General features: G+C 70.9%; 18 protein-coding genes. 14 read left to right on the top strand and 4 right to left on the bottom strand.

Going from position 1 to position 26,920, the window contains the following annotated elements; all coding sequences use genetic code 11:
- Window positions 1-12: 12 nt before the first annotated feature.
- Together GXW74_RS01570 and GXW74_RS01565 are read right to left on the bottom strand one after the other, a co-directional pair.
- Window positions 13-1,719, bottom strand: a complete 1,707-nt coding sequence (locus GXW74_RS01570; protein ID WP_211844505.1) for an N-acyl-D-amino-acid deacylase family protein — start codon at window positions 1,717-1,719, stop codon at window positions 13-15.
- A gap of 53 nt (window positions 1,720-1,772) precedes the next feature.
- Window positions 1,773-3,077, bottom strand: coding sequence for a ferredoxin reductase family protein (locus GXW74_RS01565; RefSeq protein ID WP_211844504.1), 1,305 nt, complete (start codon window positions 3,075-3,077; stop codon window positions 1,773-1,775).
- A 147-nt stretch (window positions 3,078-3,224) separates the two neighbouring features.
- Here GXW74_RS01565 and GXW74_RS01560 point away from each other — a divergent pair, with 147 nt between their 5' ends.
- The 13 genes from GXW74_RS01560 to GXW74_RS01500 all read left to right on the top strand — a co-directional run bounded on the left by GXW74_RS01560 (window position 3,225) and on the right by GXW74_RS01500 (window position 21,666).
- Window positions 3,225-6,599: a transglutaminase family protein gene (locus GXW74_RS01560; protein ID WP_211844503.1), complete on the top strand. Its 3,375-nt coding sequence runs from the start codon at window positions 3,225-3,227 to the stop codon at window positions 6,597-6,599.
- On the top strand, window positions 6,592-9,033 hold the full coding sequence (locus tag GXW74_RS01555; RefSeq protein ID WP_211844502.1) for a circularly permuted type 2 ATP-grasp protein: 2,442 nt from the start codon (window positions 6,592-6,594) through the stop codon (window positions 9,031-9,033). The genes GXW74_RS01560 and GXW74_RS01555 overlap by 8 nt, the downstream gene beginning before the upstream one ends.
- Entirely contained in the window at window positions 9,030-9,908 is an 879-nt protein-coding gene (locus GXW74_RS01550) for a transglutaminase family protein (RefSeq protein WP_211844501.1), read from the top strand. The genes GXW74_RS01555 and GXW74_RS01550 overlap by 4 nt, the downstream gene beginning before the upstream one ends.
- Window positions 9,909-10,040: 132 nt before the next feature.
- Window positions 10,041-10,814: a class II aldolase/adducin family protein gene (locus tag GXW74_RS01545; protein ID WP_211844500.1), complete on the top strand. Its 774-nt coding sequence runs from the start codon at window positions 10,041-10,043 to the stop codon at window positions 10,812-10,814.
- A complete protein-coding gene (locus tag GXW74_RS01540; protein ID WP_211844499.1) occupies window positions 10,811-12,448 on the top strand; it encodes an amidohydrolase in 1,638 nt (545 codons plus the stop codon). The genes GXW74_RS01545 and GXW74_RS01540 overlap by 4 nt, the downstream gene beginning before the upstream one ends.
- Before the next feature lie 7 nt (window positions 12,449-12,455).
- Entirely contained in the window at window positions 12,456-13,397 is a 942-nt protein-coding gene (locus tag GXW74_RS01535) for an ABC transporter permease (RefSeq protein ID WP_211844498.1), read from the top strand.
- On the top strand, window positions 13,394-14,269 hold the full coding sequence (locus tag GXW74_RS01530; protein ID WP_211844497.1) for an ABC transporter permease: 876 nt from the start codon (window positions 13,394-13,396) through the stop codon (window positions 14,267-14,269). The genes GXW74_RS01535 and GXW74_RS01530 overlap by 4 nt, the downstream gene beginning before the upstream one ends.
- Window positions 14,270-14,295: 26 nt before the next feature.
- Window positions 14,296-15,891, top strand: coding sequence for an ABC transporter substrate-binding protein (locus GXW74_RS01525; RefSeq protein WP_211844496.1), 1,596 nt, complete (start codon window positions 14,296-14,298; stop codon window positions 15,889-15,891).
- 14 nt (window positions 15,892-15,905) lie between these two features.
- Window positions 15,906-17,339 (top strand): amidohydrolase family protein, encoded by a 1,434-nt coding sequence (locus tag GXW74_RS01520; protein WP_211844495.1) that lies wholly within the window; start codon window positions 15,906-15,908, stop codon window positions 17,337-17,339.
- Window positions 17,340-17,391: 52 nt separating this feature from the next.
- On the top strand, window positions 17,392-18,387 hold the full coding sequence (locus tag GXW74_RS01515) for an ABC transporter ATP-binding protein (RefSeq protein ID WP_211844494.1): 996 nt from the start codon (window positions 17,392-17,394) through the stop codon (window positions 18,385-18,387).
- Complete coding sequence (locus GXW74_RS01510; RefSeq protein WP_211844493.1) at window positions 18,384-19,445, top strand: ABC transporter ATP-binding protein; 1,062 nt, start codon at window positions 18,384-18,386, stop codon at window positions 19,443-19,445. The genes GXW74_RS01515 and GXW74_RS01510 overlap by 4 nt, the downstream gene beginning before the upstream one ends.
- A gap of 173 nt (window positions 19,446-19,618) precedes the next feature.
- The gene (gene mmsB / locus GXW74_RS01505) at window positions 19,619-20,497 is read left to right on the top strand and encodes a 3-hydroxyisobutyrate dehydrogenase (RefSeq protein WP_211844492.1); all 879 of its coding nucleotides are present in this window, start codon (window positions 19,619-19,621) and stop codon (window positions 20,495-20,497) included.
- The gene (locus tag GXW74_RS01500) at window positions 20,497-21,666 is read left to right on the top strand and encodes an iron-containing alcohol dehydrogenase (RefSeq protein ID WP_211844491.1); all 1,170 of its coding nucleotides are present in this window, start codon (window positions 20,497-20,499) and stop codon (window positions 21,664-21,666) included. Before mmsB ends, GXW74_RS01500 begins: the two co-directional genes overlap by 1 nt.
- Window positions 21,667-21,764: 98 nt before the next feature.
- Here GXW74_RS01500 and secD read toward each other — a convergent pair whose 3' ends face one another.
- Window positions 21,765-24,335 (bottom strand): protein translocase subunit SecD, encoded by a 2,571-nt coding sequence (gene secD, locus GXW74_RS01495; protein ID WP_211844490.1) that lies wholly within the window; start codon window positions 24,333-24,335, stop codon window positions 21,765-21,767.
- 220 nt (window positions 24,336-24,555) lie between these two features.
- On the opposite strand from secD, the gene GXW74_RS01490 reads away from it, so the two are divergent.
- Complete coding sequence (locus GXW74_RS01490; protein ID WP_211844489.1) at window positions 24,556-25,509, top strand: Gfo/Idh/MocA family protein; 954 nt, start codon at window positions 24,556-24,558, stop codon at window positions 25,507-25,509.
- A 146-nt stretch (window positions 25,510-25,655) separates the two neighbouring features.
- Here the strand turns inward: GXW74_RS01490 and GXW74_RS01485 are convergent, their stop codons facing one another.
- On the bottom strand, window positions 25,656-26,669 hold the full coding sequence (locus GXW74_RS01485) for a Bug family tripartite tricarboxylate transporter substrate binding protein (protein WP_211844488.1): 1,014 nt from the start codon (window positions 26,667-26,669) through the stop codon (window positions 25,656-25,658).
- Between the last annotated feature and the right edge of the window lie 251 nt (window positions 26,670-26,920).

Here is a 26,920-nt window from a genome sequence, read left to right as displayed (position 1 = left end):
GGGCGATCCGCCTCATCGCCCGGCGCGCACCAGCCGACCGGGCAAGGCCCCGGTCGCCTCTCCGTCGCGGTAGGTGACGACGCCGTTCACCACCGTCGCGACGTATCCCTTCGCGCGTTGCAGCAGTCGCCGCCCGCCGGCCGGCAGGTCGTTCACCATGCGCGGCGCGTCCAGCGACAGGGCGTTGAAGTCGAAGACGTTCACATCCGCCTTCATCCCCGGCTTCAGCACGCCGCGATCGGCCAGCCCGGCGGCGCGCGCGGTGTCGGAGGTCAGGCGGCGCACGATCTCGGGCAGCGCGAAGACCTGTTCCTTCGCGTCGCGCGCCCAATAGGCCAGCAGGAAGGTCGGGAAGGACCCGTCGGAGATGAAGCCGACATGCGCCCCGCCATCCGACAGCCCGGCGATGGCGTTCGGGTGCCGCAGGCATTCGGCGCTGGCGGAGAGCGAATAGTCATGAAAATTGGTCAGCGGCGCGAAGATGAAGTCGGCGCCGTCATGCGCCGTCAGGATGTCATAGGCGACCTCCTCCGCGCTGCGCCCCTCGCGCGCGGCGATGGCGGCGATCGAGGCCTCCTTGGGCGGCGCGTAGTCCGGCGGATCGCCGAAGGGGAACATGCGCTCGAAGGACAGGCGGGTGATCAGCGGGAAGCTGCTGCCGCTGATCCGGTCCTCCGACAGGATGCGCGCGCGGAAGGCGGGGTCGCGCATGGCGGCGGCGCGCTGCGGCGCGGGCAGGTGCGCGATCTCCTTGTAGGAGGGGCAGCCGGCGAAGGGATTCTGGCTGCCCTGCAAGCCGAGCAGGATGCCGATCGGCCGCGGCGGGAAGACCGGGCGGATCGGCAGGCCCCGCGCCGCGGCCGCGTCGGACAGGGCGAGGAGCTCCTTCCACGCCTCCGTCCGGTCGTGCCGCGCGGTGAGGGAGAACAGGACGGGCTGCCCGGTCGCCTCGACCACGCGGCGGACGATGCCGAACTCCGTCGCAGGGTCCGGGGTGTTCCAGTCGGAAACCAGTTCCAGCAGCCCGCCGCCGGCATCGCGCAGCCCCTCGGCGAGGCCGAGGAGCTCTTCCTCCTGCGCGCGCAGGGTCGGCGTCGGGTCGCCGGCCAGCGTCTTGTGGCTGATGGTGCGGGAGGTGGAGACGCCGAAGGCACCGGCGCGCACCGCCTCGGCGACCAGGGCGCGCATCGCCGCGATGTCGGCCTGGTTGGCGTTCTCCAGGTCCAGGCCGCGCCCGCCCATCACGTGCACGCGCAGCGCGGCGTGCGGCAGCAGGGCGCAGATGTCGATGTCGCGCGGCCGGGCGTCCAGCGCGTCGAGGTATTCGGGAAAGGTTTCCCAGCGCCAGTCGAGGCCCTCATGCAGGATCGGCCCGGGGATGTCCTCCACGCCCTCCATCAACTCGATCAGCTTGTCGCGATCTGCGGCGCGGCAGGGGGCGAAGCCGACGCCGCAATTGCCCATCACCGCAGTGGTCACGCCATGCCAGGCGGAGGGCGCGAGGTGGGAATCCCACACCGCCTGGCCGTCGTAGTGGGTGTGGATGTCGACGAAGCCGGGGCAGACGATGCGGCCGCGCGCGTCGATCTCCTCCCGCCCGCGGCCGGCGACGCGGCCGATCTCGACGATGCGGCCCCCGGCGATGGCGATATCGGCCTCGACGGGCGCCGCGCCCGTGCCGTCCACCACCGTGCCGCCGCGGATGACCAGTTCGGCCATGTGCGTTCTTCCCTTTCCCGGACCGGTCCAGCCTAGGCCGAGCCGCCGGGGGGTCAATCGTAGACGAAGCGCTCCTCCAGGATGCGGGAGGCGGGCACGCCCAGCGCCTGCAGCCCGGCGCGGACCTCCCGCATCATCGGCGGCGGGCCGCAGAGCGCGAACAGCCAGCCCGCCCGCGCCGCCGCGGTGCAGCGTTCGCGCACCAGGTCGCGGCTGACGAGCCCGGTTGGCCCCGCCCAACCCGGCGGAGGCTCCTGCAGCACATGGACGACCTCCGCACCCGAGGCGTCCAGGTCCTCCCTGGCCAGGATCTGGCCTTGGTGCCGGTTGCCGTAGATGACCAGCGCCGGCCGGGCGCCTCCTTCCGAGCGCAGGATGGACAGCAGCGGCGCGATGCCCGCCCCGCCGCCGATCAGGCAGAGCCCCGGCTCGCTCCGCCCATCCACCACGAGGTTCCCGTGCGGGCCCTCGACGAAGGCTCGCGCGCCAACGGGCAGCCTGCCGATGGTGCTGGTGAAATCCCCGGCTTCCTTGATGAGGAAGGAGAGCCGCCTGCCGGCGCCGGGGGCCGAGGCGATGGAGAAGGGATGTTCCCGCATCGAGAAGGGCCCGCGGTCGAGGCGGATCCAGGCGAACTGCCCAGCGCGGAAGCGCAGCCCGGCATGGCCCATCGGTTCCAGCACCACCTCCCAGATACGCTCGGCCGCCGGGCCGACGGCCGCGACGCGCCAGGGCCTGCGCCACAGCCGAAACGGCCGGACCAGATAGACCGAGGCCAGCGCGACCAGCGCCAGCGCGAACATCGCGACCCAATAGCCGGCCAGCACCGGGTGCGCCGCATAGCGCCCGGCACCGAGCGTGTGCCAGAGGCCGAGCACCGCGATCGCCGCCGCGCCGAGCCCGTGCGTCAGCCGCCAGGCCTCGTAGCGCCAGGGCAGCAGGTCCCGCCCGATCGCCGTGATGGTCAGCACCCCGAGCAGCAGCCATGCCACCAGGCCCGTCAGGACGGTGTCGGACCCGAGCTTCAGCGCGCCCGCATGCGTCAGGTCGTCGGGCCGCAGGAACTGCGCCCCGGTCGGCGTGGTGTAGAGGAAGGGATGGAGCAGCAGCGCGACGGTGAGCACCCTGGCGAAGTGCTGATGCCAGCGCATGGTCCGGTCGATCCCGATTCCACCACTGATCGCCCGGAAGCGCCCGGAGAGCAGGAATTCCAGCAGGAGCGCCGCGAATCCCGCCATGGCGAGGGCCGAAGACACCTCATCGAGCCAGGGCCGCCCCGGTTTCACCAGGACCCAGCCCAACCCGACCGGCAGCAGGACGAGCAGGACATAGGTGGCGACGACCAGCGTGGCGGGCATGCGGCATTCCTCCCGGTTCCTTGCGTCCCACGTAGGATGCCCTGCGCGGCCCCGGCCTTGATGCGGCGCAACGGCTGCGGTCGACGCTTCCGGTGGACCGGGGCTTGCATCCATGGAAAACAGGAACCACCCCAGCCAGGACCGGCCATGTCCCTCCATGTCGCGCTGACGCACCGCACGACCTACCGCTACGCCCGACCGGCGAGCCTCGGCCCGCAGACCATCCGGCTGCGGCCGGCGCCGCACAGCCGGACGCCGGTGCTCTCCTATGCGCTGAAGGTGGAACCGCAGCCGCACTTCCTGAACTGGCAGCAGGACCCGCAGGGCAACTTCCTGGCCCGGATCGTCTTTCCCGAGCGGGTGACCCATTTCGACGTCACCGTGGACCTCGTCGCCGACATGGCGACGATCAACCCCTTCGACTTCTTCCTGGAACCCCAGGCGGAGACCTGGCCCTTCGCCTACGATCCGGGCCTGGAACAGGAACTGGCGCCGTTCCGCCGGATCGATCCTTCCGGTCCGCTCCTCGAGGCGCTGCTGGCGCAGGTGCCCCGCGTGGAGCAGCGCACGGTGGACATGCTGGTGGCCCTCAACCAGATGGTCCAGGAGCGGATCGCCTATGTCGTGCGCATGGAGCCCGGTGTGTGGTCACCCGACCAGACGCTGGAGGAGGGGCGCGGGTCCTGCCGCGACTCCGCCTGGCTGCTGGTGCAGCTCCTGCGGCGCCTGGGCTTCGCGGCACGCTTCGTCTCCGGCTACCTGATCCAGCTCGTCGCCGACCAGAAGCCGCTGGAAGGCCCGGAGGGCCCGACCGCCGACTTCACCGACCTGCACGCCTGGGCCGAGGTCTACCTGCCCGGCGCCGGCTGGATCGGGCTCGACGCCACCTCCGGCCTGATGACCGGGGAAGGCCATATCCCGCTCGCCGCGACGCCGGAGCCGCAATCGGCGGCGCCGATCTCGGGTGGGCTGGAGGAGGTCGAAACCGCGTTCTCCTTCGAGATGCAGGTGACCCGCGTGCGGGAGACGCCGCGCGTTACCAAGCCCTATGCCCCGGAGCAGTGGCAGGCGATCCGCGCCGCGGGGGAGGCGGTGGACCGCAAGCTCAAGGCGCTGGGGGTGCGCCTGACCATGGGCGGCGAGCCGACCTTCGTCGCCGCCTCCGACCGCGACGCGGCGGAATGGAACACCGATGCGCTTGGCCCGACCAAGCGCGCCTATGCCGGGCGGCTGCTGCGGCGCCTGAAGGACCTCTGGTCGCCGGGGGCGGCGCTGCAATACGCCATGGGCAAGCACTATCCCGGCGAGCAGCTGCCGCGCTGGGCGCTCTATTCCCACTGGCGCGCGGATGGGGAGCCGGTCTGGACCGACCCCGCGCTGCTCGCCTCCGACGACGACAGGGACAATGCGACCGCGGCCGATGCCGCCCGCTTCGCCCGGCTGCTCGCCGAACGCCTGCAGGTCGATCCGGACCTGGTGCAGGGCGCGCATGAGGACATCCACTACTATCTGTGGAAGGAACAGCGCCTGCCCGCCAATGTGGTGGTCGAGGACGCGAGGCTCGCCGACGACCTGGAACGCAAGCGCCTCGCCCGCGTCTTCGGCCAGGGACTCTCGGCGGAAGTCGGCTCGGTGCTGCCGATCCGCCGCGTGATCCAGGATGGCGTGCGGCGCTGGCAGTCCGGCCGCTGGTTCTTCCGCGGCGAGCACCTGTTCCTGATACCGGGCGACAGCCCGATCGGGCTGCGCCTGCCGCTCGCCTCATTGCCCTGGATGAGCCCGGATGACGCCCGCCGCGTGCAGGAGCACGAGGCCGACCCCTTCGCCTGGCGCGACGACCTGCCGCCGCATGCCGCGCTGATGGCGCAGCGGGCGATGCGCGCGCAGATGCAGCCGGACGGCCTGGCCCAGCGCGCCCTGCGAAGCCCGCTTCCCGGCGAGGGCACCGCCTCCTCCATCGAGGATTTCCGCCCCCAGCCGCAGGACATCCCGGTGGTCGGCGAATCCGATCCCGCCGTGGTGCGCACCGCGCTCACGGTGGAAGCGCGCGACGGCAAGCTGCACGTCTTCTTCCCGCCGCTCTTCGCCGCCGAGGACTGGCTGGAGATGATCGCCGCGGTCGAGGGCACCGCCGCCGAGATGGGGCGCAAGGTCGTGCTGGAAGGCTATCTGCCGCCCTCCGACCCGCGCCTGCTGCATTTCTCCGTCACCCCCGATCCGGGCGTGATCGAGGTGAACATCCACCCCGCCATCCATTGGGGCGAGGTGGTCGAGCGCACGGGCCAGCTCTATGAGGAAGCCCGCCGGATCGGCCTCGCCGCCGAGAAGTTCATGACCGATGGCCGCCATGTCGGCACCGGCGGCGGCAACCATGTGGTGATGGGCGGAGAGACGGTCGCGGAAAGCCCCTTCCTGCGCCGGCCGGACCTGCTGAAGTCGCTGGTCGGCTTCTGGCACAACCACCCCTCGCTGTCCTACCTGTTCAGCGGGCTGTTCATCGGCCCGACCAGCCAGCATCCGCGCATCGACGAGGCGCGGATGGATGCGATCCATGAACTCGAGATCGCCTTCTCCAAGGTGCATGCCTGGCAGGAGGTGCCGCCCTGGATGACCGACCGGCTGTTCCGCAACCTGCTCGCGGACATGACCGGCAACACCCATCGCACGGAGTTCTGCATCGACAAGATGTACGATCCGGGCAGCACCAGCGGCCGCCGCGGCCTGGTGGAGTTCCGCGGCTTCGAGATGCCGCCGCATGCCGAGATGTCGGCCGTGCAGATGCTGCTGATGCGCGCGGCGCTGGCCGCCTTCTGGGAACGCCCCTATGAGCGCCGGCTGGTGCGCTGGGGCACGCGGCTGCACGACCAGTTCATGCTGCCGCACTACTGCGAGCAGGATTTCCGCGACGCCATCGACGAGCTGCGCAACATGGGCGCGCCGATCGACCCGGACTGGTTCGCGCCCCATCTCGCCTTCCGCTTCCCGAAGATCGGCGAGGTGACGGTGCACGATGTCGGGCTCGAGCTGCGTCATGCGCTGGAGCCCTGGCATGTCCTTGCCGAGGACCAGGTGGCGGGCGGCACCGCGCGCTACGTGGACAGCAGCGCCGAGCGTGTCCAGGCGCGGGTTTCCAACTGGGTCGCGGACCGCTACTCGCTCGCCGTCAACGGCATCGGCGTGCCGCTGCGCGCGACCGAGCGCGCCGGAGAATACCTCGCCGGCATCCGTTTCAAGGCGTGGAACCCGCCATCCTCCCTGCACCCGACGATCCGACCGCAGACGCCGCTCATCCTCGACATCCACGACCGCTGGACCGGGCGCAGCCTCGGCGGCCTGACCTACCATGTCGCCCATCCGGGCGGGCGCAACTACGAACGCTACCCGGTCAACGCCAACGAGGCGGAGGCCCGACGCCGCGCCCGCTTCTTCCCCTTCGGCCACACGCCGGGGCCGATGGCGCCGCCCGAGCCGCCGGCCGGCCTCGACCTGCCCTGCACGCTAGACCTGAGACGTCATGCCTGATTCCGCCGCCGTCCCGCCCCTCGACGAGATGGTCGACGGCAGGGGCGGCGTACGCCCGCATTGGCGCACCCTGCTCGGCCTGCTCGGCGGCATGGGGGAAGGGGCGCTCGCCGAGCGCGCCCGCCGCCTCGACCGTGCCTTCGAGGACGAGGGCATGGCCGCCGTGCTTCCCGGCGCCAAGCGGGAGGTCGCCTGGCGCTGCGACCCGCTGCCCATGCTGCTGCCGGCCGCCGAGTTCGCCGCGCTCGAAGCCGGCATCGCCCAGCGCGCGCAGTTGCTGGAGGCCGTGCTCGCCGATCTCTACGGCCCGCAGCGCCTGCTGGCGGAAGGGCTGATCCCGCCCGGCCTGGTCTTCGCCAATCCGGGCTTCCTGCGAGCTTGCCGGCAGGAGGGCACGGCGCCTTCCGGGCCGCTGCTGCACCTCTATGCGGTGGACCTGCTGCGCGGGCCGGACGGCGCCTGGCGCGTGATCGCCGACCGCACCACGGCCCCCGCCGGCCCCGGCCTCGCACGCGAGAACCGCCGCCTGCTGGCGCGCGTCATGCCGGAGGCCTTCCGGGGCGCGCCGGTGCGCTCGATGCGGCCCTTCTTCGACCTCTGGCAGGATGCGCTGCAGCGCCTTGCGCCGCCCGAGCGCGGCGATCCCGCCGTCGCCCTGCTGACGCGCGGCACGCGCAACCGCCGCTGGTTCGAGGACATGCTGCTGTCGCGCGAACTCTCCTGCGCGCTGGTGGAGTGCGGCGACCTCAGCGTCCGCGCGGGCGTGCTCTACCTCAAGACGCTGCAGGGGCTGCAGCGGGTGGACGTACTGCTCTCCCGCCTCGACGGCGCGCTGCTCGACCCGCTGGAATGCGCCGAGGCCGGCACCGGCGGCGTGCCCGGGCTGCTCGACGCGGCGCGCCACGGCGCGGTGCGGATCCTCAACGCGCCGGGCGTCGGGCTCGTCGAGGCGCCGGCATTGGCGGCCTTCCTGCCGGCGGTGGCGCAGCGCCTGCTCGGCGCGCCGCTGCTGCTGCCTTCGGTGGAGACGCTCTGGCTTGGCGAGGAGGCCGCCCGGAGGCAGGCCGCCACCGAGACGGGTTGGGCCGTGCGCGGTGGAGGACAGGGCGAGGCGAACGATCCCCGCGCGCCCTCGGCGGTGCTCGCCGCGCGGCGGCTGCCCGTCGCCTCCGTCGTGCCCTGCGTGGTGGGCGACCGGCTGGAGCCGCGGCCGCTCACGCTGCGCCTGTTCGCGGTGTTCGACGGGGCGGCGTGGCGCGTCATGCCGGGTGGCCTCGCCCGCATCGGGGAGGCCGCGGCCGTCGGCGGCGCGCTGCCGAGCGAGGGCCTCGCCAAGGATGTCTGGGTGCTTGCCGAGGAAGGGGCCGACATCATCGGCCCTGCCGCGCTCAAGCTGCCGCCGCTGCCGATCCGCCGCGCCCCCGGCGCGCTGCCGTCACGCGTGGCGGACAACCTGTTCTGGCTCGGCCGCTACACCGAACGGCTGGAGCGCGCGGCGCGGCTGGTGCGCGCGACCCAGGCGCGCATCTCCCGCGGCGTGGTGCTGCCGCGGGAGGCGGCGGAGGTCGCGGCCCTCGCCCGCTGCCTCGGCCAGGCCGGCTTCGCGGGGGCCGAGGAGGTCGCCGGGTCCAGCGCCGCGCAGGCGCTGCCCGGCATCATCGCTGCGGCGATGCGCGAGGGCGGCCCGCTGCCCGCGCTCGCCGACCGCATCGCGACGCTGACCGCCATGGTGCGGGACCGGCTGACGGCGGACATGCATGCCACCTTCACCCTGACGCTGCGCACCGCGCGGGCGGAGATGGCGCAGGCCGGGGACGGGCTGGAGGCGATCTCGCGCGCCATGATCTCGGTGCTGCGCTTCGCCACCGCCGTTGCCGGCGTGGCCGCCGAGAGCATGGTGCGCGGCGGTGCCTGGCTGTTCCTCGACCTTGGTCGGCGGGTGGAGCGCGCGCAGGCGGTCGCCTCCGAGGTCGGCTTCGCGCTCGACCAGCCGCCGGCGCGCATCGAGGGCGGGCTGCGGCTGGTGCTGGAGCTGTGCGACAGCGTCATCACCTACCGCAGCCGCTATCTTTCGGTGTTGCAGCCGGCGCCGGCGCTCGACCTCGTGCTGGCGGACGAGAGCAATCCGCGCGCGCTCGCCTTCCAGCTCACGGCGATCAGCCGCAGCCTGTCGGAGGTCGCCTCCGACGCCGACCGCGCGCTGCCGGACGAGGCCGCCGCGTTGCTCGCGGAGGCCGAGGCGATGGTCGCCGAGGTGATCTCGGCACCGGACCAGGCCCTCGCCGCCGCAGGCCTGCCGCCGCGGCTGGAGGCGGTCGCGGCGCGCATCGCGGCGCTGTCGGATGCGGTGACGCGGCGCTACTTCGCGCTGCTGCCGGCGGCGCAGACGCTCGGCATCGAAGGGGCCGAGCCGGTGCTGAAGGGGGCTGCGTGATCTACCGGCTGCGTCACGTCACCACCTATGCCTATGCGCATCCCGTCGATCTCGCGGCGCATCTCCTGCTGCTGACGCCGCGCCGGCTGCCGCACCAGCAGGTGGCGCGGACGAGCCTCGCGATCACGCCGGCGCCTACGCATCTGACGCAGTCGCGCGACCATTTCGGCAATGAGGCGACGCGCGCCTTCCTCGACGTGCCGCATGAGCGTTTCGAGGTGGTGGCCGAGGCTCTGGTCGAGGTGTGCTTCCCCGCCCCGCCGCCGGCCGCGGCGACAACACCCTGGGAAGCGGTGGCGGCTGCGGCGGCGCGCACGCCGTCTGCGGCGGAATTCGCCCTGCCGAGCCCGCTCGCGCCGCTGGTCGCGGCCGCAACGGGCTACGCCGCGGCCTCCTTCCCGGCGGGACGTCCGGTGCTGGCGGGGCTGCTGGAGCTGACCGGGCGCATCCGCCGCGATTTCGCCTATCGGCCGGGCATCACCGGCCCGAACACCCAGGTCGCCGAGGTGCTGGAAGGGCGCAGCGGCGTCTGCCAGGACTTCGCGCATGTGATGATCAGCGCGCTTCGCGGGCTCGGCCTGCCGGCGCGCTACGTCTCGGGCTATGTGCGCACCAGGCCGCCGCCGGGCGGCGTGGCGCGGCGCGGCGCCGACCAGTCCCATGCCTGGATCGAGGCGTGGCTTGGCCCCGTGCACGGTTGGGTCGGGCTCGACCCCACCAACGACATCGTCGTGCGGGACGAGCATGTCGTGCTCGCCTGGGGCCGCGACTTCGCCGATGTGAGCCCGCTGCGGGGCGTGATCCTGGGCGGCGGGGAGCACGGGCTCTGGGTGGGCGTGGACCTCGAGGAGGCGGAGGGCCCCGTGCCCGCGTAAGTGCAGCGGCATGGATCCGCTGCCCGCGATGGCGGCAGATGCGGGAACGTTGCGCAGAAGATGAGCGGAACCCGGGTTGACGCACGCCCGGGCGATGATGACAGTCCGTCCATCCCGGCCGGAGAGATCGTCATGAACGTCGTCAGCCCGCCTGCCGCCCTGCGCGGCATCAGCGAAGAGGAATGGAAGATCCGCTGCGACCTCGCGGCGCTGTATCGCCTCGTCGCGCATTTCCGCATGACGGACTTCATCTACACCCACATCAGCGCGCGCCTGCCGGGGCCGGAGCACCACTTCCTGATCAACAAGTACGGCGTGCTGTTCCATGAGATGCGCGCTTCCGACCTGGTGAAGATCGACCTCGACGGCAACGTCATCGAGGAAGGTGCGGAATCGAAGCCGGTCAACGCCGCGGGCTTCACCATCCACTCCGCGATCCACATGGCGCGCGAGGATGCGAGCGTCGTCATCCACACCCACACCGAGGCCGGCATCGCCGTCTCGGCGCAGCGCCAGGGCCTGCTGCCGATCAGCCAGCACGCGCTGAAGTTCTACGGCCACCTCGCCTATCACGACTACGAGGGCATCGCGCTGGACCTCGACGAGCGCGAGCGGCTGGTGAAGGACCTCGGCACCCACAATGCGATGATCCTGCGCAACCACGGGCTGCTGGTCTGCGGGCGCAATGTCGCCGAGGCCTTCCTCAACATCTACTACCTGGAACGCGCCTGCCAGGCGCAGATCTCCGCCATGGCCGGCGGGGCTGAACTGGTGCTGCCGCCCGAGAGCGTGCGCCTGCACACCGCCGACCAGTTCAACCGGCCGCGCGCGGAGGAGGGTTTCGCCATGGCCTGGGGTGCCGCGCTGCGGCTGATCGAAGACGGAAAGCCGGACTACCGCTCGTGACTGCTGACCTGCTGATCTCCGGGGGCCGCGTCTTCCGCGGCCTCGCGCATGGATTCACCGATGCGGTTGCCGTGAAGGACGGCCGCGTGCTCGCCCTCGGCGCTGATGCGCTGGCGGCAGCGGGCGCGGGGACGCGGAGGATCGACCTCGGCGGCCGCGTCGCCATCCCGGCCTTCAACGAAGCGCATATGCACCTGCTGCCCTATGGGCTCGGCCTGTCGCAGGTGAACCTGCGCGCCGAGGAGGTGCGCACGCTGGACGAGGTGCTGCGCCGCATCCGCGTCGCGGCGCAGGCGCTGCCGAAGGGCGCCTGGGTGCTCGGGCGCGGCTACGATCATGGCGAGCTCGACGTGCAGCGCCAGCCGACGGCGGCCGAACTGGATTCCGCCGCGCCGGACAATCCTGTCTTCATCATCCGCACCTGCGGGCATGTCGGCGTCGCGAATTCCGCGGCGATGAAGCTCGCCGGCGTCGGCCACAACACGCCGAACCCGGAAGGCGGCGTGATCGTGCGCAAGGGCGGCGCGCTGACCGGCGAGTTCCAGGAACGCGCCATGCGCCTGGTGAAGGACGTGATGCCGGAACCGGACCAGGCGCGCATGGTGGAAGGGATCGGCGCGGCCTGCGACCATCTCGCCTCGCTCGGCTTCGCTTCGGCGACCGACATGAATGTCGGCATGACGGCGGGCCTGGCGGAGATCGCGGCCTATGACGCGGCGCGCGCGCAGGGGCGGCTGCCTCTGCGCATGTGGCAGGTGCTGGCGGGCAACCCCGAAGGCATCGCGCAGGAGGCCTGGGAGGCCGGGATGCGCCCGATGCAGGGCGACGATTCCCTGCGCTGGGGCGCGGTGAAGGTCTTCGCCGACGGCTCCGCCGGCGGGCTGACGGCGGCCTTCTTCGACCCCTATCTGGACAGCGTGGGCGGCGGCACCGGTGTCTTCACCTTCCCGGACGACAAGATCCACGCGCTGCTGAAGCTCTATCACGAGCAGGGCTGGCAGCTCGATATCCACGCCATCGGCGATGCGGCGATCGAGCAGGTGCTGCTCGGCATGGAAGCGGCCGACAGCGAGGCGCACCCCTTCGCCGGTCGCCGCCACCGCATCGAGCATTGCGGGTTCCTCACGCGCGACCAGCGCCGGCGGATGAAGGCGCGCGGCATCCTGCCCGTGCCCCAGCCGACCTTCATGTACGAGTTCGGCGATCTCTACGTGAAGAACCTCGGGCCGGAGCGGTCGCTGCGCGCCTATCCGATGAAGACCTGGCTCGACGAGGGGCACAACCCGGCGGCGTCGTCGGATTGCCCCGTCTGCACGGTCGATCCCTTCGTCAACCTGTTCACCATGATCACGCGCAGGACCAACCGCGGCACGGTGTTGGGGCCGGAGGAGCGGCTGACGGCCGAGGAAGCGGTGCACTGCTACACCTGGTGCGGCGCCTTCACGCAGTTCGCCGAGGATCGCCGCGGCACGCTGGAGCCGGGGATGCAGGCCGACATCGCCGTGCTCTCGGCCGATATCTTCGCGATCGAGCCCGAGGCCGTGCTGAGGACGCAGGCCGATCTGACCTTCCGCGACGGCAGCCCGATCTACGACCGCCACGGCGAAGCCGCGGGCGCCGTGGCGGCACAGTAGCTCCGCCATGTTGCGGCATGCGCTGCATCGCCTGATCCTCGCCGTTCCGGTGATGTTCGGGGTGCTGCTGATCGGCTTCCTGCTGATGCAGGTGGTGCCGACGGATCCGGCGACGGTGCGCGCCGGGCCGACGGCCACGCCTGACGTGATCGCGGCGATCCGGGCCGATCTCGGCCTGGACCGGCCGCTCACCGTGCAGTTCGGCCTCTATCTGTGGCGGCTGCTGCAGGGGGATCTCGGCACCTCCATCATCAACAACGTGCCGGTCGTGCAGGAACTCGGCGCGACCATCGTGCCGACGCTCGAGCTGATGTTCGCCAGCCTGTTCTGGTCCATCCCGCTCGGCATCCTGCTCGGCACGCTGGCGGGGTACTGGCGCGGGTCGCTGATCGATCGCGCCATCATGGCCTTCTCGGTCGCCGGCGTGTCGGTGCCGGTGTTCTTCCTCGGCCTGGTGCTGATCTGGTTCGTCGGCTTCCAATGGCAGTTGCTGCCCTTCACCGGACGCGGCGGGCCGCTGTGGACGATGGACGGCATCATGTCGCTCATCCTGCCGGCGGTGACACTCGGCGGCGTCTTCGTCGGGCCGGTCGCGCGCATGACGCGCACGGCGCTGCTCGACGTGCTGTCCGCCGACCACGTGCGCACCGCGCGCGCCAAGGGGCTGACGGAGCGGCTGGTGGTGCAGCGCCACGCGCTGCGCAACGCGCTGGTGCCGGTGGTGACGCTGATCGGGTTGCAGATCGGCTTCCTGCTCGGCGGCGCGGTGGTGACGGAGACGGTGTTCTCCTGGCCGGGCGTCGGGCGCCTCGCGGTCGGCGCCATCCTGTCCTCCGACTTCCCGATGGCGCAGGGCACCATCATCGTCCTTTCCATGGGTTTCATCGTGATCAACCTGACGGTGGACGTGCTCTACGCCGCCCTCGATCCGCGGATCCGCGGCGCATGAGTGCCGCGATCGAAACCGACGAGCCGATCGCGCCGCCGCGTCCCGGCGTGCTCGCGCGGCTGCTGCGGGAACCGGCGGCGGCCGTGTCGCTGGCCCTGGTGGTGCTGCTGATCGCCGCGGCGCTTCTCGCGCCGCTGCTGGCACCGACCGACCCCTTCGACAACGACCTGTCGAAGGCGATGCAGCCGCCGGGCAGCGAGGGCCTGCCCCTCGGCGCCGACGCCCAGGGACGCAACATGATCACGCGGCTGCTCTACGGGCTGCGCGTCTCGTTGCTGATGGGATTCGCGGCGGTGCTGCTGGGCGGCGGGCTCGGCGCGCTGCTCGGCTTCCTCGCGGCCTTCTACCACCGCTGGCTGGACGGGCCGATCATGCGGCTCGTCGACATCATGCTGTCCTTCCCGGCGATCCTGGTCGGGCTCGCCATCGCGGCGATCTTCGGGCCGGGGATCCTGTCCGTGGTCATCGCGCTCTCGGTCGCGACGGTGCCGCTGATGGCGCGCATCGTGCGCGGCTCGGCGATGGTGGTGATGCGGCTCGACTACATCGAGGCGGCGCGGGCCACCGGCATGACGGATGCGCGGCTGATCCTGCGGCACCTCGCACCCAATTGCCTGTCGGCGATCTTCGTCTTCGTCACGCTGCGCTTCGGGCAGGTGATCCTGCTCGGCTCGGCGTTGTCCTTCCTGGGCCTCGGGGCGCAGCCGCCGGTGCCGGAACTCGGCGCCATGGCGTCGGAAGGGCGCAACTTCCTCTTCTTCGCGCCGCATATCGCGGTGATCCCCTGCGTGGTGATCTTCGTGATCGTGCTGGCCTTCAATGTGCTCGGGGATGCATTGCGCGACGCGCTCGACCCCAGGCTCCGCTTCTGATGCGAACCGTGTTCGGGAGAATGCTCATGATCAGGAAGACGATCGGCGCCGTGGCGCTGGCGCTTGCCGCTGCGATGCCGGCGCAGCAGGCGGCGGCGCAGGCCAATCCGCGCAACACGCTGGTCGTGCTGCGCTTCCTCGAAGCGGACAACTACGACCCGCCGCGTTCGACCGCCCGCTCCGCGAGCGAGGTGCTCTACATGATGAGCGACACGCTGGTGTCGCTCGACTGGGACATGAAGACCGTCCGCCCCGGCCTCGCCGAGCGCTGGGACGTCAGCGAGGACGGCAAGACCTACACCTTCCACCTGCGCCGCGACGTCACCTTCTGCGACGGCAAGCCCTTCACCGCGCGCGACGTGGTCTACACCATCAACCGCTGGCTCGACCCCGCGACGCGCAGCCCGGTGCGCTGGCGCGCCGGCCCGGTGCGGGAGGTGACCGCGGTCGATGACTACACGGTGCGATACGAACTGAACGCGCCCTATGGCGAGCTGCTGTACCAGCTCACCCTGTCCTTCTCCTCGATCATCGATCAGGCGACGGTGGAACGCCTCGGACAGAATTTCGGCGTGCAGGGCTTCAACGGCACCGGTCCCTATTGCTGGGTGTCCTGGACGCCGCGGCAGGAGATGGTGCTGCAGCGCCACCCCCGCTACACCTGGGGCCCGCCCATCTACCAGAACCCGTCGCCGCAGGTGGAACGCGTGATCTGGCGCATGATCCCGGAAAGCCAGACGCGGCTCGCCGCGCTGCAGACCGGGCAGGGCGACGTGACGCAGTACATCCCGCACATCGCCGTGAACCAGCTCCGCCGCATGCCGAACATCCGCATGTCGACGCAGGAGAACTACTTCTGGGACTACTTCGTCGGCTTCAAGGTGGACAAGCCGGTGGTGAGCGACCCGACGATCCGCCGCGCCATCAATCTCGGCGTGAACCGCCAGGCGCTGGTGCAGGCAACCTTCTTCGGCGCGGCCTCGCCGATGCGCGGTTACCTCAACCCCAATGTCGCGGGCTTCGACCGGCAGGCCGCCGACATGGTGCCGCAATACAACGCGGATGAGGCGCGACGCGTGCTCGACGCGGCGGGCTGGGTGCCCGGGCCTGACGGCGTGCGCGTGAAGGACGGCCAGCGCGCCTCCTTCCTGATGTACGCGAGCCAGGGCGAGGTGAACCGCCAGATGCTCGAGGCGATGCAGGCCGACCTGCGGCGCATCGGCATCGAGATGCGCATCCAGCTCTGGGACGGCACGGTGGTGTGGGGCCGTCTGGCGACGCAGGAGTTCGACGCCTTCCTGATGTCCTACCCCTATGTGACGGCCTCGGACGCCTTCTCGCTCTACTTCGCGAGCGGCAACCGGCCGACGCCGAACCGCATGAACTGGGTCGATCCGACGACGGACGAGGCGCTGGTGCAGTCCCGCACGGCGGTCGACCCGCAGGTGCGGGCGAATGCCATCGCCCAGGCGCAGCGCATCATCGCCGAGAACAATGTCTGGCTGCCGATGGCACATGAGCAGATCTGGGTCGCCTCCGCGCAGCGCGTGGAGGGCGTGCGTGCCCACGGCATCTACGGTGCGGGGCTCTACAAGGGCCTCGACATCCGGCTGACGCGATAAGGGAGGAGGCCGGCATGACCACCACGCTCATCAGGAACGCCGAGCTCGTCGTCGCCTGGGACGGCAGCGCCAAGGCGCACACCTACATGCCCGACGCGGATGTCGCCTTCGCGGACGGCACGCTCACCTTCGTCGGCCGCGGCTACGAGGGCGCGGCCGAGACAGTGGTCGACGGGCGTGGGCTGATGGTCATGCCGGGCCTCGTCAACATCCACTCCCATCCGTCGAGCGAACCGCTGAACAAGGGGTTCCTCGACGAGATCGGCTCGCCGGGCCTCTACAATTCCTCGCTCTACGAATACATGCCGATCTTCCGCGCCGATGCGGAAGCGGTGCCGCATTGCGTGCGCGTGGCGCTGTCGGAACTGTTGCTCTCCGGCGTGACCACCCTTGCGGACCTGTCGATGGCGCATCCGGGTTGGCTCGACCTGCTCGCCGAGGCGGGCATGCGCGTCTGCGTCGCGCCGATGTTCCGCTCGGCGCGCTGGTACACCAGGAACGGCCACGTCGTGGAATACGAGTGGGACGAGAAGGCGGGCGAGAAGGCGATGGAGGAAGCCCTCCGCCTGATCGAGCGTGCCGAGCAGCACGAATGCGGCCGCCTCTTCGGCATGGTGGTGCCGGCGCAGATCGACACCTGCTCCGCCGGCCTGCTGAAGGAATCGCGGCAGGAAGCGAATGCCCGCGGCCTGTCCTGGCAGATCCATGCCGCGCAGTCGGTGGTGGAGTTCCACGAGATCACCCGCCGCCACGGCATGACGCCGATCGGCTGGCTGGATTCCATGGGCCTGCTCGGCGAGCGCGCCATCATCGGGCATGGCATCTTCCTCGACGACCATCCCTCGACGCGCTGGCATACCGAGACGGACCTCAAGCGCCTGGCGGAGACCGGCACCACCGTCGCCCATTGCCCGACCGTCTTCGCGCGCCGCGGCATCGCCATGAAGGATCTCGGCCGCTACGTGCGGAGCGGGGTGAACATGGGCATCGGCACCGACACCTATCCGCACAACATGCTGGACGAGATGCGGCTGGCCGCGCACATCGCCCGCACCCAGGCCGGCAATCCGCGCACCATGACGACGACGGACCTGTTCAACGCCGCGACGATCGGCGGCGCCACGGCGCTCGGCCGCGACGACATCGGGCGGCTGGCGGTGGGTTGCAAGGCGGACTTCTCGCTGGTGGACATCACCCACCCGATGATCCGCCCGGCCTACGACCCGGTGCGCAGCCTGATCTACGCGGCCGGCGACCGCGCGCTGAAGGCGCTCTATGTCGACGGCAACAAGGTGGTCGAGGATGGCGAAGTGCTGACCATGGACTACCGCCAGGCCGCGGCGCATCTGCACGAGGCGCAGAAGCGCGTGGTCGGCCGCGTGCCGCAGCAGGACTGGGCGCACCGCTCCGCCGAGAAGATCGCCCCGCCGACATTCCATTGGTCGTGATGCAGCCCATATTCGCAGGTCGCGGCCTTTGGGCGCCGGAGGGCTGACGCGCATGTCCGCAACCAATGACGGCCTCCTCAGCATCGAGGGTCTGCGCACGGTCTTCCGCACCCATGGCGGGGAGATCGCCGCGGTGGACGGGGTGGACCTCTCGGTCCCCCGCGGCCGCACGCTCGGCATTGTCGGCGAGAGCGGCTGCGGCAAGTCCGTGCTCTCGCTGTCGGTCATGCGCCTGATCGCGCATCCGGGCCGTGTCGCGGCGGGGCGTGTGATGCTGGACGGGCGCGACCTGGTGCAGTTGCCGGCGGGCGAGATGCGCGACGTCCGCGGCAGCCAGGTCGCGATGATCTTCCAGGAGCCGATGACCAGCCTGAACCCGGTCCATACGGTAGGCTTCCAGATCACCGAGGCGATGCGCGCCCACGATGCCCGCGCTTCCGCCGCCGAGCTGCGCGAGCGCGCGATCGAGGCGCTGAACCGCGTGCGCATCCCTGCGCCGGAGCGCCGCTTCGACGAGTACCCGCACCAGCTTTCGGGCGGCATGCGCCAGCGCGTGATGATCGCGATGGCGCTGGCCTGCCGGCCGAAGCTGCTGATCGCCGATGAACCGACCACCGCGCTCGACGTGACGGTGCAGGCGCAGATCCTCGACCTGCTGCGCGACCTGCAGCAGGAGACGGGGATGTCCATCATCCTCATCACCCACGACCTCGGCGTGGTGGCGGAGATGGCGGACGAGGTCGCCGTCATGTACGCCGGCCGCGTGGTGGAACGCGCCCCCGCCGGCGCGCTGTTCAATGACCCGATGCATCCCTACACGCTCGGCCTGCTCGGCTCCGTGCCGCGGCTGGATGAGGAGCGCGAGAGCCTGCTCGCCATCGATGGCAGCGTGCCGCCGCCCTTCGCGCTGCCCAGGGGTTGCCGCTTTCACCCGCGCTGCCCCTTCGCGACGGCGGAATGCAGGACCGAACAGCCGCCGCTGCGCGAGATCGTTTCCGGCCATTCCGCCGCCTGCCTGCGTGCCCCCGTGGAAGCCTTCGCCGCATGACCGCGCCGCTGCTCGAGGTGAACGGCCTCGCCAAGCACTACCCTGTCCGCAAGGGGCTGATCCTCGCGAAGCAGGTCGGCACGGTGCGCGCGGTGGACGGTGTCTCCTTCACCCTGAACCGCGGGGAGACGCTGGCGCTCGTCGGTGAATCCGGCTGCGGCAAGTCGACCACCGCGCGGCTGGTGCTGCGGCTGATCGAGCCTTCCGCCGGCACGCTGCGCTTCGGGGGCGACGACATCACCGGCATCGGCGGCAGCGCGCTGCGCGCCATGCGCCGGCGCATGCAGATCGTCTTCCAGGACCCCTATGCCAGCCTGAACCCCCGCCTGACCGTGGCGGACACCATCGCCGAGCCGATGCAGGTGCACGGCATCGGCGACGCCGTCTCCCGCCGCACGCGGGTCGAGGAGCTGCTGTCGCTCGTCGGGTTGCGGCCCTTCCATGCGCAGCGCTACCCCCATGAGTTCTCGGGCGGGCAGCGGCAGCGCATCGGCATCGCGCGTGCCTTGTCCGTGCAGCCCGAGCTCGTGGTGTGCGACGAGCCGGTTTCCGCGCTCGATGTCTCGATCCAGGCGCAGGTGGTGAACCTGCTGAAGGACCTGCAGCGGCGCTTCGGGCTTGCCTACCTGTTCATCGCGCACGATCTCGCGGTGGTGAAGCACGTCGCCGACCGGGTCGCCGTGATGTATCTCGGCCAGATCGTCGAGACGGCGCCGAAGCGGGATCTCTTCGCCGCGCCGCGGCACCCGTATACGCGGGCTCTGCTCGCCGCGATCCCGCATCCCGACCCGGCGCGGCGCGGCCAGGTGAAGCCGCTCGGCGGCGACCTGCCGAGCCCGCTCAACCCGCCAGCCGGCTGCCGCTTCCACACGCGCTGCCCCTTCGCGCAGGAGCGGTGCCGACAGGAAGTTCCGACGCTGCGACGCCTCGCGCCCGGGCATGAAGCGGCCTGCCACTTCGCCGAGACGCTGCCGGCCGCAGGGCTCGACTTCGCGGGCGGGCTGTCGGAGATCGCGGCGCGGCGGTTGGCGCTGTACGCGAAGGCACGGGCTGCCTGAAGGTCGGGGGAGGGTGAACCTCCCCCGAACCCCCTCCCTTTTTTGTCACTTGGGAACTGACTTCCGAAGTTGGTCCCAAAGGACAAAGAAGGTTGGGGGGCTCGGGGGGAAGTTCTCTTCCCCCCGACCTTTCGCCCGCCTACCCTCCGCACCAGAAACGTGGAGGAAACCTCATGGCCAGCATCGGCTTCGTCGGCCTCGGCAACATGGGTGCGCCCATGGCGCGCAACCTGATCAAGGCCGGCCATGCCGTCGCCGCCTTCGACATCATGCCGGCCGCGATCGAGGCCGTGCCCGGCGCCCGCCATGCCGCCTCCGCTGCCGATGCCGCGACCGGCGCCGACTTCGTCATCACCATGCTGCCGGCCAGCACGCATGTCCGCGATGCCTGGCTCGGTGCGGGCGGCATGGCGAAGGCTGCGCGCGCGGATGCCACCCTGATCGACTGCTCCACCATCGACGTCACCACGGCGCGGGAGGTCGCGGCGGCCGCCGGACGTCCCTTCCTCGACGCGCCGGTCTCGGGCGGCGTGATGGGGGCCGAGGCCGGCACGCTCACCTTCATGGTGGGCGGCCCGGCCGACGCCTTCGCGAAGATCAAGCCGATCCTCGAGGCCATGGGGCGCACCATCGTCCATTGCGGCGAGGCCGGCGCCGGGCAGGCGGCGAAGCTGTGCAACAACATGATCCTCGCCGCGACCATGACGGTGACCTGCGAGGCCTTCGTGCTGGCCGAGAAGCTCGGCCTTTCCCACCAGGCGCTGTTCGACGTGGCGTCGAAATCCTCGGCGCAGTCCTGGGCGCTGACGACCTATTGCCCGGTGCCCGGCCCGGTGCCGGCCAGCCCCGCCAATCGCGACTACAAGCCCGGCTTCTCCGCCGCGCTGATGCTGAAGGATCTCGGCCTCGCGCAGACATCGGCGAAGGATGTCGGGGCGTCGACGCCGCTCGGCGCGCATGCGCTCGACCTGTTCCGCCGCTTCGTGGAGCACGGCGGGGCGGGCAAGGATTTTTCGGGAATCATCGCCATGCTTCGCGAAGGGAAAGCCTGATGACCACGAGTTTCGTCTCGCCGCGCCTGCTGATGATCGGTGGTGGCGCGGTCGGGAAGCTGGCCGAGGTGTTGGGTCAGTTCGGCCTGTCGAAGCCGCTGGTGGTGACGGATCCGTGGATGGTGTCCTCCGGCACGGTGGACAAGGCGCTGGCGCCGCTGCGTGCCGCCGGCATGGCGCCTGGCGTCTTCTCCGACACGGTGCCGGACCCGACCGATACCGTGATCGAGGCCGGCGTCGCGGCGATGAGAGCCGGTGACTACGACTGCCTGGTCGGTTTCGGTGGCGGCAGCCCGATGGATACGGCGAAGGCGATGGCCATCCTCGGCGCGGCGCCGGCGGGGGCGAAGATGCGCGACTTCAAGGTGCCGGCGCAGGCCAACCGCGCCGCGCTGCCGGTGATCTGCATTCCCACCACGGCGGGCACGGGCAGCGAGGCGACGCGCTTCACCGTCATCACCGACACCGAGCGCGACGAGAAGATGCTGATCGCGGGCCTGGGCGCGCTGCCGCTCGCTGCGGTGGTGGATTTCGAGCTGACCTTCAGCGTGCCGCCGCGCACCACCGCGGATACCGGCATCGACAGCCTGACGCATGCGCTGGAGGCCTTCGTCAGCAAGCGCGCGAACGACGAGGCCGACGAATACGCATTGCGCGCGATGCGCCTGATCGCGCCGAACCTGCGCATGGTCTATCGCGAACCCGCCAACGCCGTCGCGCGGGCCGCGATGATGAAGGGCGCGACGCTGGCGGGCATCGCCTTCAGCAATTCCTCGGTGGCGCTGGTGCATGGCATGTCGCGGCCGATCGGTGCGCATTTCCACGTGCCGCACGGGTTGTCGAACGCCATGCTGCTGCCGGCGGTGACGGAGTACAGCCTGAACGCCGCGCTGCCGCGCTACGCGGAGGCCGCCCGCGCGATGGGCGTCGCAACCGCCGCCGAAGGCGACCAGTCCGCCGGCGCGAAGCTGCTGCAGGAGTTGCGCGACCTGAATCGCGACCTGGCCGTGCCGACGCCCGCCGCCTACGGCATCGACCCCGCGAAGTGGGATGGCCTGCTGCCGACCATGGCCGCCCAGGCTCTGGCCTCGGGCAGCCCCGCGAACAACCCGGCGGTGCCGGATGCGGAGACGATCGTCGCCCTCTACCGCCGCGCCTGGTCGGGCTGACCACCGCAGGATGGGCCGGCCTGTCGCGCCGGCCAGGCCCTGCCGACAGGCAAAGAAGGAGGGGGTTCCCGGGGGAGTTCTCTCCCCCGGGCCTTCTTCTACCGTACCGCCTTGCCGCCCGCCGGCGGCGCGGCTTCCGCATCTGCCCGCCGCAACTGCGTCCGCCCCGTGTACAGCACGATGGGCGCGGCGATGAACACCGACGAGCCGGCCGAGATCACGATGCCGGCGACCATCACCCAGGCGAAGCCCGACAGCGTATCCCCGCCGAACAGTGCCAGCGGCAGGGCCGAGAGCAGCAGCGTCATGGAGGTGCCGAGGGTTCGGTTCATGGTCTCGTTGATCGACAGATCCACCAGCTGGTCGAGCGGCATCGTCTTGAACTTGCGCAGGTTCTCCCGCATGCGGTCGAACACCACGACCTTGTCGTTGGCGCTGAAGCCGATGACCGTGAGGATGCCGGCGATGGTCGTCAGGTTGAACTCGATCTGGAACAGCACCATCAGGCCGATCGTCTTGGTGACGTCGAGCACGAGCGTCGCCACGCCGGCGATGCCGAACTGCCATTCGAAGCGGAACCAGATGTAGATCAGCATCGCCAGGAAGGAGAGGGCGAGCGCCATCATCCCGCCGACGAAGAGCTCGTCGGAGACGCGGTTGCCCACCGCCTCCACCCGCAGGATGCGGGTGCCGGGCGCGACTTCCTCGAGCGCCGTGCGGACCCGGTTCACCGCGCTCTGCACCGCGCCTTCGTCGCCCTGGGCGGGCAGGCGCAGCGCGAAGGTCGAGGCATCGCCGAACTGCAGCAGGGTGACGTCGCCGAGGTTGAGCGCCCCCATCGCGTTGCGCAGCGCCGCGATGTCGCCGGCGGCCGGCGTGCGCAGCTCCATCTCGATGCCGCCCTTGAAGTCGATGCCCTTCTCGAGCCCGGGCTTGAAGGCGATCGCCACCGAGGCGGTGGAGAGCAGCGCCGAGACGATCAGCCCCATCCGCGCCGCCCGCATGAAGGGAATGCGCGTGCCGTCGGGGAAGATGCGGAAGAGCGGGCGGCGCAGGCGCTCGTACAGGCTGAGTCCCGCGCGCTGGAACACCGGAAGCTCCTTCGGGCGGGTGCGGCGGTACCACCAGGAGGAGAACAGGCGCGTCAGCACCGTCGCCGTCCACATCTGCACCACGGTGCCGATCGCGACGGTCACGGCGAAGCCCTTCACCGGGCCGGAGCCGAAGCCGTAGAGGCAGGCCATGGCGATGAGGTTGGTCAGGTTCGAGTCGAGAATCGTCCCCGAGGCCTTGGTGTAGCCGGCCTCGAGCGCGCTGATCGGGGTTCGTCCGTTGCGGACTTCCTCGCGTATGCGCTCGCTGATCAGGATATTGGCGTCGAGCGCGGTGCCCAGCGTCAGCACGATGCCGGCGATGCCCGGCAGCGTCAGCGTCGCCTCGATCAGCGACATCGAGGCGATCATCAGGACGAGGTTGAACAGCAACGCGACATTGGCGAACCAGCCGAACAACCCGTAGGCGAGGCCCATGTAGAGGAAGACGAAGAGGGTGCCCGCCGCCAGCGCGATGGTGCCGGCCCTGATCGCATCCGCGCCGAGTTCGGGTCCGACGGTGCGTTCCTCCACCACGGTCAGCGGCGCGGGCAGGGCGCCGGCCCGCAGCAGCACGGCGAGGTCGTTGGCCGAACGCGCGTTGAAGCTGCCGCTGATCTGGCCCTGGCCGCCGATGATCGGCTCGCGGATGACCGGGGCGGTGATCACCTTCTCGTCGAGCACGACGGCGAAGGGTCGGCCGACATTCTCGCGCGTGATCTGGGCGAAGCGGCGGGTGCCGACGGAATCGAACTGGAAGTTCACCACCCATTCGCCGGTGCGGCTGTCCTGGCCGGCGCGGGCGTTGGTCAGGTTGGCGCCGTCCACCTCGACGCGGCGACGGATGGCATAGCGCTCGCCGTCGCGCTCGCCGGGCAGGAACATGACGCCGGGCGGGGGCGTCGCGGCCATGGCGGCGGTCTCGTCCACCAGGTGGAAGGTCATGCGGGCCGTGCGGCCGAGCAGGTCCTTGATGCGGTTGGGGTCCTCGACACCAGGCAGGGTCACCAGGATGCGGGACTGGCCCTGGCGGGCGATCAACGCCTCGGCCACGCCGGTTTCGTCGATGCGGCGGCGGACGATCTCGATCGACTGCTCGACCGCGGCGGTCGCCTTGGCGCGCAGGCCGGATTCCGTGAGCGTCGCGGTCACCGTGCCGTCCGGGGCGCTGGTGATGTCGATGTCGGGCACGGATTGGCCGGTCGAGAGCGTCACCGGGTTCGCCAGCTCGCGCAGCGCCGTCACCGCCGCGGGCACCTGCGCGGCGTCCAGCACCCGCAGCCCCATGCGCCGGTTCGCCGCATCCGCGGAGAGGTTCACGTAGCGGACATTGGCCGCGCGCAGCCGGGTGCGAGCACCGTCCACCATGCCATCCAGGCGCTCGCGGACCACCGTGTTCAGGTCCACCTCGAGCAGGAGGTAGGAGCCGCCCCTGAGGTCGAGCCCGAGATTCACCTGCCGGACAGGGAACCAGTCCGGGAAGGCGGAACGCGGCAGCAGGTTCGGGACGCTGACCAGTATCCCGAGCAGGCAGACCAACAGGATCCCGGCCGTTTTCCAGCGGGCGAAGTGAAGCATGGGCAGGCAGTACCCCAGGGTTTCAGGCGGCGGACAATGGCGAGGGGGGGCAGGGGATGCAACCCCGCCGGGCTGGCCGATTTTCATGCCCGGCATTCCGGTCTGGAGCGGCTTCCGTTCGCCCTGGGCCACGGCAACGCCTCCCGCCTCTTGTTCTTGCGAGCATCTTCACCCGATCGGGTGATTCCACCTGGGCAGGATCTGCTCTAGGAGGCCCGGCATGAGCGCCACGGACAGCAGACTCGCCCTCGGCATCCTCGGGGTCGGGCATTTCGGCCGTTTCCATGCCCTGAAGGCGGCGGCCAATCCGCGCCTGCGCCTGGTCGGGCTGCACGATGCCGACGCCGCACGCGCCGCAACGGTCGGGGCGGAGGTCGGCACCGTGCCGATGGAGGCCGCCGCGCTGATCGCGGCCGCCGATGCGCTGATCGTTGCCGCGCCGACGCGGTTCCATTTCGCGCTCGCCGAAACGGCCCTGGCCGCCGGCCGGCATGTCTTCATCGAGAAGCCGATCGCGGCGACGCTCGATCAGGCCGATGCGCTGATCGCCCTTGCCGCTGCGCGCGGCCGGGTGCTGCAGGTCGGGCATATCGAACGCTTCTCGGCCGCTTTCCGTGCGGTGACGGGGGCGGAGACCGGCGGCCGGGCGCTGTCCTGGGATGCGGTGCGTGCCGCGCCGTTCCGGCCGCGCAGCCTGGACGTCTCGGTCGTGCTGGACCTGATGATCCACGACCTCGACCTGGTGATGGAGTTGGCGGGAGGGGAGCCGGAGCGGGTCGAAGCGGTGGGTGCGGCCGTCGCCTCGGAGCATCCGGATTTCGCGGTGGCGCGGCTGGTCTTCCCGGGCAGACGGGCGGCGGTGCTTACCGCCTCCCGCGTCTCCCTGGCGATGGAGCGGCGGCTGCGCGTGCTCGGCACGGAAGGGGAGATGGCGGTGGATTTCCTGGCCCGTTCGCTCGCCGTGCTGCGGCGGGGCGGCGCGGAGGCGGTCGCGGCCATGCCGGGCAGCGGCATCGACCGTGCTACCTGGACCGACCACGACAGCCTGGAAGCCGAGCAGGCTGCCTTCGTCGCTGCCTGCCTGGACGGCGCGCCGGTGGTTGTGGACGGCGCTGCGGGGCGCCGGGCGCTCAAGGTGGCGCTGGCGGTGGAGGCGGCGATCCGCGCCGGCTGAGAGACCGTTTGGAAAGTCCGGCACCGGCCCCGGAAACGCGCCGCGAGGCGCGTTTCCGAACGGTCTCTGAGCGGCCAGCCCCGGCTTGCGCGGGGGCCGGCCAGGCTCTGTGTCATGCCAGCGGTCGCGGCTGGCGACCGCGGATATCAGTCCACCCGCGCGCCCGAGATCTCCACGAGCTGCCGCCAGCGCGGCGTCTCCTCCTGGATCAGCCGGGCGATCGCGGCCGGGCTCTCGCTGAGCACGCTGCCATAGCCGAGCGGGCGGAGCCGTTCGATGAACTCGCGCTGCTGGCCGACGGTACGGATGGCCTCGAACAGGCGCTGCACGATCGGGGCCGGGGTGCCGCCCGCGGTCGCCACCGCGTTCCAGGTCTCGACCGAGTGGTTGCCGAGGCCGAGATCCGCGAAGTCCTTCATGCCCGGGATCTCGGGCAGGAGGGACAGGCGGTTGCCGCTGGAGACGGCCATCGCCTTGAACTTCCCGCTTTCCACATGCGGCATCAGCGCCGGCATCACGTCGAACATCATGTCGATGTTGCCGGCCAGCAGGTCGTTGATGGCCGGGCCGCCGCCGCGATAGGGCACGTGCAGGATCTTGGCCTGCGCGAAGCGGTTGATCGCCTCGATGTTGAGGTGGGAGGAGGTGCCGGTCCCGGAGGAGCCCATCCGCACCTCCTCGGGATGCGCGCGGGACCAGGTGATCAGGGCGCGGAAATCCGTCCAGCCGCGACGGCGCGCCGTTTCGGCGTTCACCACGCAGAGCAGCGCGCCGTCCGTGATCTGCGTGATCGGCGTGAGGTCCTTCTGCGGGTCGAACGGCATGCGGCTGTGCATGAAGGGCAGGGCGCAGAAGGTGGTGACGCCGATCAGGCCGATCACGCTGCCGTCCCTGTCACCCTTGGCGATGGCATCCGCGCCGATCAGGCCGCCGGCGCCGGCGCGGTTCTCCACCACCACGGTCTGGCCGAGCACGGGGCCGAGCCGCTCCGCGAGCAGGCGACTGGTGATGTCCACCGCGCCACCGGGCGGGAAGGGGACGATCATGCGCACGGGGCGACCGCCGGCGACCGGCTGGGCATCGGCGACGGCGGGCGCGGCGAGAAGGCCGGCGGATGACAGAAGGGCGGTTCGGCGTGGCAGGCGAGGGGTATTGGTCATGGGAGACTCCGGCAGGCTGAGGGGGCGCAACCTGCCGCTTGAAGGGAGCGGAGGAAAGCCTGCCGTGAGCTTTGCCGGCGTCGTGCCGCGCATCTTTGCCCGGCCTGCCGGCACGGCTCGGCCCGGGCTGCCGCGGGATGCGGCAGACGCAGGATCGGTGCGGGAGCGGTGCGGTCGGCGCATGGCACCGGCCATTGCCAACCTTTGGCCGATAGGCCTCCGAAAGCCAACGACCGAGGTTTCGGCGTCCT

This window comes from Neoroseomonas eburnea, from assembly GCF_018129005.1.
In the GTDB taxonomy this organism is placed as follows: domain Bacteria; phylum Pseudomonadota; class Alphaproteobacteria; order Acetobacterales; family Acetobacteraceae; genus Neoroseomonas; species Neoroseomonas eburnea.
Note: the sequence above shows the minus strand (reverse complement) of the source record. Positions and strands in the feature narration are given on the sequence as shown.

Coding starts and splice junctions, on each gene's coding strand:
- GXW74_RS01570 (WP_211844505.1), bottom strand. CDS start 1,719: ATGGCCGAACTGGTCATCCGCGGCGGCACGGTGGTGGACGGCACGGGC.
- GXW74_RS01565 (WP_211844504.1), bottom strand. CDS start 3,077: ATGCCCGCCACGCTGGTCGTCGCCACCTATGTCCTGCTCGTCCTGCTG.
- GXW74_RS01560 (WP_211844503.1), top strand. CDS start 3,225: ATGTCCCTCCATGTCGCGCTGACGCACCGCACGACCTACCGCTACGCC.
- GXW74_RS01555 (WP_211844502.1), top strand. CDS start 6,592: ATGCCTGATTCCGCCGCCGTCCCGCCCCTCGACGAGATGGTCGACGGC.
- GXW74_RS01545 (WP_211844500.1), top strand. CDS start 10,041: ATGAACGTCGTCAGCCCGCCTGCCGCCCTGCGCGGCATCAGCGAAGAG.
- GXW74_RS01535 (WP_211844498.1), top strand. CDS start 12,456: ATGTTGCGGCATGCGCTGCATCGCCTGATCCTCGCCGTTCCGGTGATG.
- GXW74_RS01530 (WP_211844497.1), top strand. CDS start 13,394: ATGAGTGCCGCGATCGAAACCGACGAGCCGATCGCGCCGCCGCGTCCC.
- GXW74_RS01525 (WP_211844496.1), top strand. CDS start 14,296: ATGATCAGGAAGACGATCGGCGCCGTGGCGCTGGCGCTTGCCGCTGCG.
- GXW74_RS01520 (WP_211844495.1), top strand. CDS start 15,906: ATGACCACCACGCTCATCAGGAACGCCGAGCTCGTCGTCGCCTGGGAC.
- GXW74_RS01515 (WP_211844494.1), top strand. CDS start 17,392: ATGTCCGCAACCAATGACGGCCTCCTCAGCATCGAGGGTCTGCGCACG.
- GXW74_RS01510 (WP_211844493.1), top strand. CDS start 18,384: ATGACCGCGCCGCTGCTCGAGGTGAACGGCCTCGCCAAGCACTACCCT.
- mmsB (WP_211844492.1), top strand. CDS start 19,619: ATGGCCAGCATCGGCTTCGTCGGCCTCGGCAACATGGGTGCGCCCATG.
- GXW74_RS01500 (WP_211844491.1), top strand. CDS start 20,497: ATGACCACGAGTTTCGTCTCGCCGCGCCTGCTGATGATCGGTGGTGGC.
- secD (WP_211844490.1), bottom strand. CDS start 24,335: ATGCTTCACTTCGCCCGCTGGAAAACGGCCGGGATCCTGTTGGTCTGC.
- GXW74_RS01490 (WP_211844489.1), top strand. CDS start 24,556: ATGAGCGCCACGGACAGCAGACTCGCCCTCGGCATCCTCGGGGTCGGG.
- GXW74_RS01485 (WP_211844488.1), bottom strand. CDS start 26,669: ATGACCAATACCCCTCGCCTGCCACGCCGAACCGCCCTTCTGTCATCC.